The organism is Chitinophaga solisilvae, assembly GCF_009928525.1.
GTDB classification, from domain to species: Bacteria; Bacteroidota; Bacteroidia; order Chitinophagales; family Chitinophagaceae; genus Chitinophaga; species Chitinophaga solisilvae.
In genome coordinates, this window is sequence record NZ_JAABOK010000025.1 from 69,274 (window position 1) to 82,828 (window position 13,555).

The window sequence follows — 13,555 nt, forward strand, 5'->3', positions numbered from 1 at the left end:
CAAATGATTATAAATCCAGTTTCAGTCCAATGGTATAGGTTTTCGGAATCGGAATCGTATAGCCGTTATCGTAACCATTGTAGTAGGTCAGCTCCGGATCACCGCCGGAATACCGGGTGAAGGTGAGCAGGTTGTTGCCGGTAGCATAGATGTAGCAGCGGGAAAGCGTGGGAACATTTTTCTTCAGCCATTTGCTGCCGGACAATTCATAGCCGAGCGACAACGTACGCAGTTTGATAAAGGAGGCGTTCTCCAGAAACAGGTCCTGATCCGCACGGTAAGGAACTACCGCACTCCAGGGATTATACAGCGGATACGTTTTAGGATCCTGCTGCTGCTGCCACCAGGTAATGTCCTTCACGGATTCCATATTGGACTGCCCGTCGTGGTTGATAAAATCATAGCGTACCGCATCTTTTCTGTTGAGGGCGCTGAGGCCGCCGGCAAAATAAAAGCTGCAGCTCAGCCGGAAGTTGCGATAGCTGAAAGTGTTGTCCAGCGTACCTGTCACCGTTGGCATACTATGCCCCTTCAGCACTTTATCCCTGTCATCGATAACAAAATCATTGTTCTGATCTTTCCATACGGCATCGCCCGGAGAAAAGGGCATTCCTTTGAAACTGAGTGGCGCATTGGTTTTCGGGTTCAGGGGAATATCCGCGGAGGTATTATAGATGCCGGTGTTTTCATATACCCAGAACTGGTCCACAGCTTTGCCGGTTTCGAGTTTACGCTCTCCGTTAGAGAAGGAGGAAGCGCCACCCGGCAATGCTTTCAGCACATTTTTATTCCAGCCGGCGGTAAGGCCCGGTGTCCACTGGAAATTTTTTGTACGGATCACATCTCCGCTGATACCCAGTTCTATGCCTTTGTTATTCACATGCAGTCCGCTCATATAAGCGCTGACATAACCTGATTCGGCCACTACCGGCATGGGCAGCAGCATATTACGGTCATCTTTGGAATATACTTCAGCATTGAAACGCAGCCTGTTATTAAACAAGGCGGCGTCTATACCGGCAGAAAGTATATCAGTATATGACCAGGGCAGGTTATCGCTCACCCAGCCATAGTTATAGGGCCTGGAAAGCGCTGCCACGCCTGCGTAGGAATAGGCGTTGGGCATGCCTGTCCACCCGATATCTACCTTGTACTGCGCGCCGTTGGCATAGCGGTCATCGCCATAGAGGCGGCCTACACGGCCCCAGGAAGCATGTGCCGACAGCTCGCTGAGCTGCTGCATATCTTTCAGCAGATGATTTTTAATTTTCCATTCAGCGCCGACAGCCGGCGTAAACAGCCAGCGGTGCGCCGGAGATACCAGCGAAGATCCATCGCTCCGCAGGGAAAGCGTGAGGCGGTAGATATCCCGGTAATCATAATTTACATGACCGAAGAAAGACATCAGCCTTTGTTTCTCCGCATCAATAAAACGGTATACCAGCTGGTTCGCAAAATACAGCGGCGCCAGGTAGTTGGCTTTATTGGCATCGCTTTCTACAATGTTCACCTTAACGCGGTCGCTCAAACCTTTGTAGGCACGCTCATAGGTGTAGCGGTACAGGTCCGCCTGAAAGGAAGTTCCGGCCTGGAAGGTGAAGGAATGATCTGCCGCGGGATGGTACGTATAGTCAACAACGTTATCAAAGGTCACACGCTGGTTATTACCGAAATAATTGGAGACGTAATTCGCGCCATCCATCAGGGTACCGGGATAGAAAACGTCGCGGGTGCTTTCGTTGTAATCATATCCCAGGCGGGTGGTGTAACGCAGGTTTTTAAAGGAGAATGCCAGGGAGAAACTTCCCTGTACGCTGTTGACATGATTTTTATCAAAGCTCTTTTTATAGGCCGCCAGGTAGTTGCCATAGGCCTCCTTTCCGGGCGACAGAGGACTGCTGATATCAGGGATGTAGGCAGTTTCCGCGAAGCGGTCCTGCAGGGAGGTGTTGCGGCGGCGGTCAATACGGTTGGCATTAATCATAGCAGAAGCCAGCAGCCATTTTACCGGCGACATATTCACCATGAACGATGCCGTGTATTTATCCATGCGGGTATTGTCGGCCACGCCGTTTGCCTGCGTTTTATCGCCGAAGAAGCGGAAGTTGGCTCTTTCTGATCCGCCGGAGATACTGGCATTGATGCCATGTACAGCAGCATTTCTCAGGTAGAGGTCATTCCAGTTGGCGGCGCCATAGAAGGCAGTATTCGAGGAATCGCGCAGATAGGCGGGATATACCATCGAATCCGCCGCTGAGGCATAACGCTGATAGAATGGCCTGCGGAAACGGTTCTCCGCCTGTGCATTGGTGGTATACAGCGGATCGTGGAAAGACATACCGTAGTAGCTGTTCACACTGATTTTACGCTGACCGGTAGTAGCATTTTTGGTGATGATATTGATAACGCCGTTAGCGCCGCGGGGACCGAAAAGACTGATGGCAGCGGCATCTTTATACACCTGCACCTCCTGGATATTATCCGGGTTGATAACGGAAAGCAGGTTGATAGCAGGTCCCAGCCGGTTGTATTCATAATGTTGTATATCGAAGACGAGGGTATTATCCTGCACCATCGGAATACCATTGATGTATACGGCAGGCTGCACCTGGTATACATCTTTCTTTGACAGCAGCGGCATGGCAAGGCCGCGTATGTACATAAACTGTTCTGTTCCCGGTTCGCCGGAAGGTTCCTGTACGTATAGCCCTTTGATGTTGCCTTTCATCATCTGCTGCAGGGATGTATAGGGAAAGAGGGTAACCTGTTTCAACTGCAGCGAATCGTTGTTACGGAAGGCGGTACCGGTAACTTTTCTGTTGATGGTACGGATAACATCAAAGCGGGAAGCCGTGGAAGAATCGGGTGACGCCGGCGTGGAATCGCGCGGAACCGGCGGCAGTTGCCATGTGGCGGCGGCAGCCGGTTGTACGCCGGAGATGCAGACAAGGTGCAGGGTGCAACAGGTAGCTACCAGTGAAAGGACCCAGCGCCGTTTTTTTCCGGACAACCGTCTGGATAAATGATCTCTCATTGTGAATGAATATTTGAAGTGATGTTCATGAAAGGCAACAGGGAGCCGTTCAGTCATGCAGACATGACTGTGCACGGAGGGATGCCGCCGTTTTATTCAGCTATATTTTTGTCAGGATCCCAAACTTAAGTAACTGGATACTACATACAGACAGTCGCCTTCCGGCAACCCAGGGTAAGGGTAGTTTTTTTTCATTGTTCATACGTTTTTTAAAATGGTGAAAACAAAGCTCCGCCTGTACGCATTGCTTGCGTATGTGCTATCGGATGCCGGTTAAGCCATTGATTTTACAGGATGCGAAAACTGTTATCCACAGGGGTTTTCACCTGTACACAGTCTCGGAAAACAACAATAATAAATCTGATTTTCTTCGGATGCACGCGGCTCCGTGGATCTTAAATTCTGGCTACAATTTGGTTGACAATAATTTTCATTGTTCGTTAATCGTTCCATCGATTATCAGACACAAAATAATAAGCGTCAAAATGACATTAGAGTGCATTGATGATAATTGAAAAAACTATGACAATGTTTTGTGCTGTTATCTGTTCACAAAGGGCTATACAGACAAAAAAATGACAGATCGGGTATAGTACAGTGTGTGCTCTCTACGGCGTGTAATCGTTCACGTTAGTACAAATCATTCAGTATCAAATATATAGTTTTTTTGAACAAGAAAATTTAATTTTGACGCTCAACGTAAAAAAAAATAAATGAAGCATATTGTACTTGCCAGCACCTCTACGCTGTTCGGAGAAGCCTACCTGGCATACCTGCAGCCGGTCATGGCAACACTGTACCAGGGAGTGGGTGAAATCATCTTTGTACCTTTTGCCAGGCCCGGCGGGATCTCACATGATGCGTATACCGCCAAAGCAGCAGCAGCATTTGCACCGCTGGGCATCAGGGTAACTGGGCTCCATACCTTTGCTGACCCGGCAGCAGCCATCAGCCAGGCGCAGGGATTTTTTACCGGCGGCGGCAATACGTTCCTGCTCGTAAAGCAGCTGCATGAACTACAGCTGATGCAGCCGCTGAAAGCAGCAGTGGAAAGCGGTAAGCCCTATATGGGATGCAGCGCAGGCAGCAATATCGGCGGTATATCCATGCAAACCACCAATGATATGCCTATCGTATATCCGCCAACGTTTGAAACCATGGGACTGATACCTTTCAACCTCAACCCGCACTACCTGGACCCTATCCCCGGCCTGCCACATATGGGCGAAACCAGGGAAACGCGCATCGGAGAATTCCATACGCAAAACACCACGCCGGTGCTGGGCTTACGTGAAGGCAGCTGGGTATATGTTAAAGACGGGACTATCACCCTGGAAGGAACGCTCAGCGCCCGCATTTTTGAAGCCGGCAAAGCGCCCTATGAACTGGAAGCTGGCAGCAGCCTCTCTTTTCTGCGTTAATACCTTACATTTGCCCACACTATGCGAGCAAGAGACGAAAATAAAGAAAGCGCTATCCGCGAAAAAGCTATCGAGATGATCGTCAACGAAGGCTTTGACGGACTCAGTATGCATAAGCTGGCCAAAGCGGCCGGCATTTCCGCCTCTACCATCTATATCTATTTTAAAAACAGGGAAGATCTGCTCAATCAGCTGTATATAGCCACCGAAGCACTTTTTGCCAGGGAAACCCTGCGTAGCTTCGATCCTGAGATGGACTTCGAAGCCGGCCTGTGGCTGCAATGGCAGAACCGCTACCGCTATGTGCAGCAATATCCGCTGCATCACCGCTTTGGTGAACAATTCCGCAACTCACCCCTCATTCAGCACCCTGCTGTTACAGAAGATGAATTCGGAAGCACCATGCGGCGTTTTATTGAGAATGCCATTTCCAGGAAGCAAGTCCCGGTACTGCCCTATGAAATATTCTGGGCCCTGGCATATGGTCCGTTTTATACGCTCGTCAGATTTCATATGGACAACAGCAGCGTAACAGGCGCTCCGTTTGCATTAAGCGAAGCAACCCTACGCGAAACATTCGAAAGAACCTTAAAAGCACTTCACCGATGACCACCATTTTATTTCGCCCGGTTGGACCCGATGAACTGGCGTTGATCGCCGCCTCCGGTTATAAGAAATTTCCACCGCGCAGACCCGATCAACCAATTTTCTATCCCGTCATGAACGAACAATACGCCATTGAAATCACCACCCAATGGAATGTACCCGCTTACGGCAAAGGATATGTAACGCGGTTTGCTGTAAACTCAGACTTCCTGCTGCCCTATCCCATCCAGAATGTAGGCGGCGTTATCCATAATGAACTATGGATACCGGCAGAGGAACTTGAAAAGATGAATGAGAATATTGTAGGAGAGATTGAGATTATCAGGGAATACTAAAACCGGAAATTATTTTATTATTTAGTTATTTGAGATTTGGTTATTTAAAATGCAGCGGAGATCACATTTGTTAATATCTCTTATATCTCCGCTGCATTTTAAATAACCAAATCTCAAATAACTAAATAATAAAATGACTATTATTTCGCGACTTCTATCTTCACCTTCTTATTTTTTATCCGTTGATCTCTGATAAGCGTCAGTGTGTTGCTGGCTTTTGATTTCACTACGGCTACAAAGGAGAAGAAGTCTTTTACTTCGATCAGGCCTATATCTTCTTTTTTCAGATGCCCGCGTTGTGCGAGGAACCCTACGATATCTACCTTATTGACTTTATCTTTTTTACCGGCGGCGATGAAGAGGGTGACCCATTTTGGTTTTTCCGGCAGTACGGCCTTTTCCGGCAGCTGGATGGTTTCCATTTCTTCTTCTTCCAGGTAGGACATCAGCTTTTCATCCGGCGCCAGTATCACGATGGCGGTACCGCTGGCTTCCATTCTGGCGGTACGTCCGTTGCGGTGCGTCCAGCTGTCCTGCGTATGCGGCAGGTGGAAATGTACGATGTACCTGATATTGGGGATGTCCAGTCCGCGTGCAGCCAGGTCGGTAGTCACCAGCACATTGACGGTACCGTTGCGGAACTTGCACAGGGCGCTGTCGCGCTGCTGCTGTTCCATGGCGCCGTGGTAAAATTCATTCAGGATACCTTTTTCCGATAACATGGTGCTGGTACGCTCTACCGCATCGCGGTGATTACAGAAAACGATGGTGGAGCGGTTGCCCAGGTAACAGATCAGGCGGAACAGCGTATCTACCTTATCATTTTCAGGAGATAATACTTGTTTATATGCCAGCCTGGCGGGCGGGGTGCCTTCTTCCGGCAGGAAGTCCAGTTTCTCCGGTGCTTCCAGTTTGATGAACTCCGGTATTTCTACGGCCTCTGTGGCAGAGGTAAGTATCTGTTTACGGATATTGGGCAGGGACTCCACGATGAAGGACACCTCTTCCTGGAAGCCCAGTTCGAGGGTTTTATCGAATTCGTCGAGCACCAGCGTTTCGATGGCGTCTACGGTGATATTGCCTCTGCGGATATGATCCCCGATGCGGCCGGGTGTGCCTACAATCAGCGCCGGTGGCTGAATCAGGTTATTCTCTTCGGTTTCCCGCAGATGCCCGCCGTAGGTGGCAGTGATTTTATAGCCGGTGCCCATCTGTTTAAACACCTTCTCTATCTGTAATGCCAGCTCACGGGAAGGCACCACTATCATAGCCTGGGTATTTTTATTGGCAGGGTCCAGCCGTTCCAATACGGGCAGCAGGAATGCCAGGGTTTTGCCGGAGCCGGTGGCGGACAATAAAATCACATCGCGGTGCTGCTGATTGGCGGCTACCGATGCCTGTTGCATCTCGTTCAGTGTATCGATGCGGAGATTGGAAAGAATTTTTTCCAATGAGTACTTTTCTGTTTGCATGTGCCGCAAAAGTACGAAAATTAAATTTGGCGGCCGCTCAGCGTTCGCTGAACGTGTCAGTCAGCACCCAGCGGGCTTTGTAGATCTTCAGCCCCTCTTCCCGGAAGATACTTTTGCCGTTGGCGTCCAGCACCTCGTCTGTCCACCAGGATACTTTAGGCCGGATAACGATGACCGGGAACCCGGCAGGACCGGAAGACACACTCTTGATATCGTTCTGCAACCCTTTTGCGGGCAACGTTTTCCCGGTTACCGGGTCAAAGCGGTATACATGTGTAGCGTTGGTCAGCCACAGCTTATCTGCTCCGAAGACAGGAAACAGGTCATGCGCCTCTGTTCCGGGCAGGGCCATGACGGTATCCTGGAACAGATCGGGCTGCTGCAAATTGTTATTGTAGCGGAACACGTGCATACTGTCCATGGCCGCCGTCCACAGCCGGCTGCGACGGGCATCCCATACCACATTATGTCCGAAGGCAATGGGTATTTTTTTCGTATAACCATTCACGATAGTACCGCTGGTATCTGCCCGGAACAGCATCAGGAAATTGCCGGTGCTGGAAGCGCTCACAATATTTCCATCCGGCAGCAGCTCGGCAGAATGGGTATTACCGCCTGCATAGGCATAAAATACCGTCTTCTTATCCGCTATACGAACAAGGGCTACTCCCCCGCCGGAGGCCGCCATCAGCACGTATCTGCGGCCATATACCATTTTAGCTTCGCTGGGATGACTAAACCACTTCACATGCTCCGGCTTCACATCCTCTGCCATAGCGGGATTCCACTCCCAGATAATTTTTCCGGCAGATACATCCGCAATAGCTATCCGGTGCTGCGATTGCTCTGCCATCACCAGGCAACGGCGGCAACCGGCCACCTTATCCGTCTGTGCTACGCCCTTCAGGCCTGCCAGCAGCAAAAAAAATGTAATAAGGTATTTACCTGTATATTGCATGCACATTAATTTTTCATTGTATGAAACCACTGTATTTCCTGCTGCCGCTCGCTGTAGTAGCAGCCTCCTGCCAGCAGAACGGCCAACAAGCTAATAAAAATACCGACAGTTTAAAAACTTCTCCGGTAAATAGTATGAATACCTGCTTCGCCAAAATCTCCGGGAAAGATTCTGTCATCCTCCATATTAATATACAGGACGGCAATGCCGGCGGTGAGCTGACCTATAACTATTTTGAAAAGGATAAAAATACCGGCACCCTCAAAGGCCAGGTGGCAGACGGTATCCTGCGGGCCGACTACCAGTTCATGAGCGAAGGCATGCAAAGCTCCCGCCCGGTGGTATTTAAAATCAGCGGCGAACAAGCCTGGGAAGCTGTTGCCGACAGTATCAATCCGGAAGGCATCCCTGTTTTTGCAGCGGATAACAACGCCCTGCACTTCGACAGCATCCCTTTAAAAGAAATTTCCTGCAAGCCGTAGGGGTAACGCCATAGCATGGTGTCGATATCTAAACACTTAATTACGATATGGAACACATGCTTAAGAGAATGAAAAACCGCATTACCTTTTTATTACCAGTCTTTTCTTTCATATTATTTTTCCGTACTTCCGTACAGGCCCAGCTGGGCGCATCTTCCCTCAAAGGGCCGGGTATGGCTGTCAGCGTAGACTATTTACCTGCCAGCCACTATATCCGGCCGGAAGATTCCCTCAAAATGCCCGGCAACACTGCCCGGCAGCGTTATAACTTCGGTATGGGCTTCAACCTTTCCTCCCGGGTAGATTCCGCCACAGGAAAGGCACGCATCTGGAACCTGGCTGCCGGCGGCTCCTACACCAAACTTTCCAATAAAGACTATGATAATACCATCATCTTCCCCAATGAATTACTGGGTGCGCAGATTGCACTTCAACATACCCGCACACTGAATAAAAAGTGGAGTCTCATGGCGGTCGTTGCCGGCGGATTATTCACTGATCTGGAAAAAATTGATCAGAACGATTTCTTTATCAATGGCGGCGTCATCTTCGTAAAACGCGTCAACCCGCACTTCGGCTATGGTCTTGGCGCCATGCTCACCAACTCTTTCGGTACACCCATGATATTACCTGCCTTCATGATTATGTGGCAGACCGGCAACCGCTTCAAAGTGGACATCAACTTCCCGGAGAAAATCAGCGTCAGCAGCTCCCTCAGCAAGTATGATGAACTGGCCCTGGCCCTCCGCCTCAACGGCGCTGCCTACGATGTGGAAAACCGTCCGGAAAACAAACGCCTGATGGCCTACCAGGAAATCTCCCTGGGCCTGGAAAATACTTTCCACCTCACCAAAAAGCTCGACTTCAACCTCGCCGGCGGTACCACCCTCCTGAGCGGCATCACCTTTCAGAAAAAATCACTGTCTGAAATGTTCAAAACCCTCCCCAATCACCGCCTCGCAACAAACTTTTACCTGAGCGCAGGACTGAGATGGAATTTTTGAGATTTCGTTATTTGAGATTTTTTTATTTGAGATTTTGTATCTCATCATAATGCCCTCCAGATTGTAAGGTCAGTGATAGATTTACGGATTGGGGGGATTTTTTAAATCCGTAAATCTCCAATAAAAAAAGCCCTCCGGAATACCAGAGGGCTTTTTGATGAGATACAAATCTCAAATAAAAAAATCTCAAATGACTAGAATTTATAGGAAACGGTTCCTGTAAACTGCGTCGGAGGAATCGGGTTGATGCTGTAGTTCTCGTGCACGTAATAGTTGTAGGTATTTGTGATGTTGGATACTTTGGCCATCAGGGAGAAACGTTTCAGGCTGTAGCCGGCAGAAACGTCTATGGTGCTGAATCCGGGCACAGAGATGAGTCTGTTGGTAGGGGTCAGTACCTTGTCTACCAGCACGAGAGTATTGTTCCAGCCTGCGTAGCGCTGACCGATGTAATAGAAGCCTGCGCCTATTTTCAGTCCCTTTACCTTTGTTTTTTCCTGGAAGGTGTAGAAGATACTGGCATTAGCGGTATGGTTAGGATTACCTACCAGGCGTTCGCCGGCAACGGATGAATTTACCTGTGCCGGTGTATTTTCAATGGTCATGCTGTTATAGCTGTAACCGGCAATAACGTCCAGGCCTGGCAGCGGGTGGCCGGCGAGGTCTACTTCCACGCCCTGGCTCAGGGTTTCGCCCAGCAGGGATTTGAACTGTGTATTGCTGTTGGGCTTACCGTCTTTTGTAAAGGCCAGCGTCTGCGCGTAGTTGTTATTACGGATGCGGTACAGGGTAACGTTGGCAGATAAGCCCCCGTTGAAGAAATCATTTTTCACCCCTACCTCATACTGCTGAATGATAGAAGGTTTCAGCGTCACCGTGTCTATATCGAATCCGCTGTTAGGCGTAAAGGAGTTGGAATAGCTGGCAAATACAGCAGTGGAAGGCAGCGGTTTGTAAACGATACCTACGCGGGGAGAGAAGGCATGGTCATATTTTGCGGCCGCTGTTTCTTTCCTGGCGCCGGTTCTGAAATCGTAGGACACCGGAGATTCTGTCTGCAGGTAAGAGAAACGCACGCCTGCCAGTACTTTCAGTTTTTCGGAGATGCTGATCAGATCCTGTACATAAGCGCCGAAACGGTTAATAGGCGCATTTGTTACGGCCTGCAGGGTATCGCCGCCGGGGAAGTCGGTACGACGCACATACCTGTTCGGGTCAAATACATTGATCTGGTCGTAGATACCTTTTCCGAGTGTAGTATTAGGTAATGTGTATCCGTAGGTACCGGTCAGGTATCTGTCGGCATCAACACCTGCCAGTACCGTATGTTCCAGGATGCCGGTACGGAACTTACCTGTCAGGTCTGCCTGCGCAGAGTAGTAGTCTTCGTTGGTGGCGTTTCTTCCCAGCGGGCGTTTAAACAGGCTGTCTTTTGCCTGTATTCTCTCGATGGAGTAATAATCACGCTGATATTTGGAATAAGAGATGATACCATTGAACGACCAGTTACTATTGAACCGGTGCCTGATATTGGCGGAGGTATTGGTCTGCTGTGTGTGTGCATACTGCCATGGCGCACCGAAGAAGGTATTGCGCGGTACGTCGTTGATATAGGAATCGTTGTTGGTACCGATACCAAAATCAGGTGTAAAATCATGTTTCAGGTAGTCAGCCTGTACCAGCAGGTCCGTACGGTCGCTGAGTTTAAACAGGAGAGACGGGTTCACGTAATAGCGTTTGGAATGCACCTGATCGCGGTAGCTGTCTGCGGTTTCAAAGGTACCGTTTACGCGGTAGGCAACTTTGGAGGACAAAGGTCCGTATACATCGAATGCTGGTTTCAGGAGTCCGTAGCTGCCTGCTCTCAGGCTTACTTCACCACCGAAATTGAACTTAGGTTGTTTGGTGACCATATTCAGAATGGCGCCCGGCGCTACGTTACCATACAGGATGGCAGCGCTGCCTTTGAGTACCTCTACTCTTTCCAGGGAGCTCATTTCAGGCATGGCGCCGGAGTTCACGCGGGTACCGTTTTTGAACATATTGGTGCTGGAGAAGCCATAGCCGCGGGCGTTGAAAGTTTCCTGCGTACCGGCGCGCTGGGAGGCCATGTAAACGCCGTTGATATTTTTCACAACATCGCTCATGCGCTGCGCCTGCTGGTCTTCCAGTACTTCATGACCAATGATGGCAACGCTCTGCGGCAGGTCCATTACCGGCACCGGCAGTTTACCGATGGTAACAGGCTTTTTATTGATGGTGCGGGTACGGGTACCATCTACCACTACTTCATTCAGCTGGCTGGAAGTAGCTTCCAGTGCGAAATTCACGTCAACTGTCTGATCTGCTGCTACCGTCACTTCCCGGTGGATGGTTTGTGTACCGGTGAAAGAGATTACCACAGTATATATGCCCGGTTTTACATTTTTGAGCTGGAAGGTACCATCTTCATTGGTGATGGCGCCCTTGCGGGTATCTTTGAGACCCACTGTCACAAAAGAGGCAGGTTCACCGTCTGCCGTTTTCACTTTTCCCTTAATAACGCCATTCTGCGCAAACGCTGCCAGGTTCAGTAATACCAGGCAGAGTATCATGTATAAATTTTTCAAGCGGAGTAAATTTTGCGCAAAACAACAACTAAAAGAGCGGACACAACGATCCTATCGGGAAAAGCATTTACGCAATCCGGAAAATTTTCGGAGCGGGATTAACATTTTCAAATATATAATACTATTGAAGAGCAACTATGTCGGATCTGGAAAAATTCAAAGCGGATGTTGTTCCCAATATGATTATAACGCCTCCGGCAGATGCCTGCCTTGTATTGAAAGCAAACAATGCCTGTACCGAAAGCGAACACATCACACATAAATACAATGTTTAAATTATATGATGTGCAATACTTCCTGTTCTGGCATAAACATAGTTTCCGGTCTTATATGAAACACGCATTACTACTTTTGCTATCCGCCTGCATGGCTGCCAGCCGCCTGCACGCGCAATCAGCTGCCACGGTAGATCATTCCCCGCTGGACAGCATCCCCACCCTGATGGCCCGTTACCATGTACCTGTAATGGCAGTGGGCATCATCGAGGAAGGCCGCATCAAAACCATCCGTACCTACGGCAACCTGCGCGCCTATACGCCCGCGCCGCCCAACACCCTGTTCAACGTAGCCTCTCTCACCAAACCGGTGGTGACTATGGTAACGCTGCAACTGGTCAGCAACGGCAGCTGGCAGCTGGATGAACCACTCAGCCACTACTGGACAGACCCTGACCTGCAGAAAGACCCACGCCATCACAAACTCACCACCCGCCTCGTACTCACGCATCAGACAGGCTTCCCCAACTGGCGCAGCAGCAACCCCGGCAACAAACTGGCCTTCATCAAAGAACCCGGCGACGGCACCTTCGGCTATTCCGGCGAAGGATTCGAATACCTGCGCCGCGCTCTGGAAGCAAAATTCGGCCGCTCCCTGCAGCAACTCGCCGACTCCCTCCTGTTCCAGCCCCTGAAAATAAAAAATACCCACTTTGCCTGGGCCCCCGGTATGGACACCCTGCTATATGCGCAGCCACACGGTAAAACCGGTGAACTCCTCGCTATGGAAAGAAACACCGACCCCAATGCTGCCGACTGGCTCGTAACCACCATCATCGACTATACCCTCTTCGGCGCTCACGTCATCGGCGGCGGTCATCTCTCCCCTGCCCTGTTCCAGGAAATGGTCACCCCGGTCATCAAAGCCGGTAAAAGCCCCCTCAACGAATACATGGGCCTGGGATGGGCCGTGGTGCCCAATATGCCCGGCAACGAATACATGATCATGCACACCGGCCATGACCCCGGCGTATATACCCTTATTGCGCTATACCCTAAAAGCAAACGCGGTATCGTTATTTTTACCAACGGAGACGACGGGATGAAAGCCATTGTAAAAGTGGCAGTGGGAGCGTTTCACCTGAATATTCCTGCGGAATAATTACGAATTACGAATTGCGAATTACGAATGTAGAAGCGAAGATTAGAACGAAGATAAAAGGAGATATTTAATAGTTATCTCTTTTATCTTCGTTCTAATCTTCGCTTCTACATTCGTAATTCGCAATTCGTAATCATTGGTGTCCGGTAAAAATCCAGGCTTTGGTTAAAGCGTAAGATTATTGGGACACCAATGATAAAAAATCATTGTTTTCTCATTTCCAAGCCTCTATGTAGCAAAAAGAGACGGCGGTATAT

The 13,555-nt window shown here is 49.5% G+C and carries 10 protein-coding genes; 6 read left to right on the plus strand and 4 right to left on the minus strand.

What is annotated here, in order from left to right:
* Window positions 1-7 precede the first annotated feature (7 nt).
* On the minus strand, window positions 8-3,034 hold the full coding sequence (locus GWG06_RS29325) for a SusC/RagA family TonB-linked outer membrane protein (RefSeq protein ID WP_160718039.1): 3,027 nt from the start codon (window positions 3,032-3,034) through the stop codon (window positions 8-10).
* Between the two features lie 713 nt (window positions 3,035-3,747).
* On the opposite strand from GWG06_RS29325, the gene pepE reads away from it, so the two are divergent.
* Genes pepE through GWG06_RS29340 form a run of 3 tightly spaced genes read left to right on the plus strand, consistent with a single transcriptional unit; the run spans window position 3,748 to window position 5,396 of the window.
* The gene (gene pepE, locus GWG06_RS29330) at window positions 3,748-4,455 is read left to right on the plus strand and encodes a dipeptidase PepE (RefSeq protein WP_160718040.1); all 708 of its coding nucleotides are present in this window, start codon (window positions 3,748-3,750) and stop codon (window positions 4,453-4,455) included.
* A 21-nt stretch (window positions 4,456-4,476) separates the two neighbouring features.
* Window positions 4,477-5,064 carry a TetR/AcrR family transcriptional regulator gene (locus GWG06_RS29335; RefSeq protein ID WP_160718041.1) on the plus strand — a complete coding sequence of 196 codons (588 nt, stop codon included), beginning with the start codon at window positions 4,477-4,479 and terminating at the stop codon, window positions 5,062-5,064.
* Window positions 5,061-5,396: a hypothetical protein gene (locus GWG06_RS29340; protein WP_127040474.1), complete on the plus strand. Its 336-nt coding sequence runs from the start codon at window positions 5,061-5,063 to the stop codon at window positions 5,394-5,396. The genes GWG06_RS29335 and GWG06_RS29340 overlap by 4 nt, the downstream gene beginning before the upstream one ends.
* A 140-nt stretch (window positions 5,397-5,536) precedes the next feature.
* Here the strand turns inward: GWG06_RS29340 and GWG06_RS29345 are convergent, their stop codons facing one another.
* Both GWG06_RS29345 and GWG06_RS29350 read right to left on the minus strand, forming a co-directional pair.
* Window positions 5,537-6,868 carry a DEAD/DEAH box helicase gene (locus GWG06_RS29345; protein ID WP_160718042.1) on the minus strand — a complete coding sequence of 444 codons (1,332 nt, stop codon included), beginning with the start codon at window positions 6,866-6,868 and terminating at the stop codon, window positions 5,537-5,539.
* 37 nt (window positions 6,869-6,905) lie between these two features.
* A complete protein-coding gene (locus GWG06_RS29350) occupies window positions 6,906-7,826 on the minus strand; it encodes a DUF6528 family protein (RefSeq protein ID WP_160718043.1) in 921 nt (306 codons plus the stop codon).
* 20 nt (window positions 7,827-7,846) lie between these two features.
* Between GWG06_RS29350 and GWG06_RS29355 the strand changes: the two genes are divergently transcribed.
* Together GWG06_RS29355 and GWG06_RS29360 are read left to right on the plus strand one after the other, a co-directional pair.
* Complete coding sequence (locus GWG06_RS29355; RefSeq protein WP_160718044.1) at window positions 7,847-8,308, plus strand: hypothetical protein; 462 nt, start codon at window positions 7,847-7,849, stop codon at window positions 8,306-8,308.
* Window positions 8,309-8,355: 47 nt separating this feature from the next.
* Window positions 8,356-9,312, plus strand: a complete 957-nt coding sequence (locus GWG06_RS29360) for a DUF6268 family outer membrane beta-barrel protein (protein WP_127044126.1) — start codon at window positions 8,356-8,358, stop codon at window positions 9,310-9,312.
* A 194-nt stretch (window positions 9,313-9,506) separates the two neighbouring features.
* Here the strand turns inward: GWG06_RS29360 and GWG06_RS29365 are convergent, their stop codons facing one another.
* Entirely contained in the window at window positions 9,507-11,921 is a 2,415-nt protein-coding gene (locus GWG06_RS29365; RefSeq protein ID WP_235938594.1) for a TonB-dependent receptor, read from the minus strand.
* Window positions 11,922-12,188: 267 nt separating this feature from the next.
* Here GWG06_RS29365 and GWG06_RS29370 point away from each other — a divergent pair, with 267 nt between their 5' ends.
* Window positions 12,189-13,298 (plus strand): serine hydrolase domain-containing protein, encoded by a 1,110-nt coding sequence (locus GWG06_RS29370; RefSeq protein ID WP_160718045.1) that lies wholly within the window; start codon window positions 12,189-12,191, stop codon window positions 13,296-13,298.
* Window positions 13,299-13,555: the final 257 nt, after the last annotated feature.

What these genes read in the sequence shown, in the direction of transcription:
- GWG06_RS29325 (WP_160718039.1), bottom strand. Translation starts at nt 3,034, where the DNA reads ATGAGAGATCATTTATCCAGACGGTTGTCCGGAAAAAAACGGCGCTGG.
- pepE (WP_160718040.1), top strand. Translation starts at nt 3,748, where the DNA reads ATGAAGCATATTGTACTTGCCAGCACCTCTACGCTGTTCGGAGAAGCC.
- GWG06_RS29335 (WP_160718041.1), top strand. Translation starts at nt 4,477, where the DNA reads ATGCGAGCAAGAGACGAAAATAAAGAAAGCGCTATCCGCGAAAAAGCT.
- GWG06_RS29340 (WP_127040474.1), top strand. Translation starts at nt 5,061, where the DNA reads ATGACCACCATTTTATTTCGCCCGGTTGGACCCGATGAACTGGCGTTG.
- GWG06_RS29345 (WP_160718042.1), bottom strand. Translation starts at nt 6,868, where the DNA reads ATGCAAACAGAAAAGTACTCATTGGAAAAAATTCTTTCCAATCTCCGC.
- GWG06_RS29350 (WP_160718043.1), bottom strand. Translation starts at nt 7,826, where the DNA reads ATGCAATATACAGGTAAATACCTTATTACATTTTTTTTGCTGCTGGCA.
- GWG06_RS29355 (WP_160718044.1), top strand. Translation starts at nt 7,847, where the DNA reads ATGAAACCACTGTATTTCCTGCTGCCGCTCGCTGTAGTAGCAGCCTCC.
- GWG06_RS29360 (WP_127044126.1), top strand. Translation starts at nt 8,356, where the DNA reads ATGGAACACATGCTTAAGAGAATGAAAAACCGCATTACCTTTTTATTA.
- GWG06_RS29370 (WP_160718045.1), top strand. Translation starts at nt 12,189, where the DNA reads ATGTTTAAATTATATGATGTGCAATACTTCCTGTTCTGGCATAAACAT.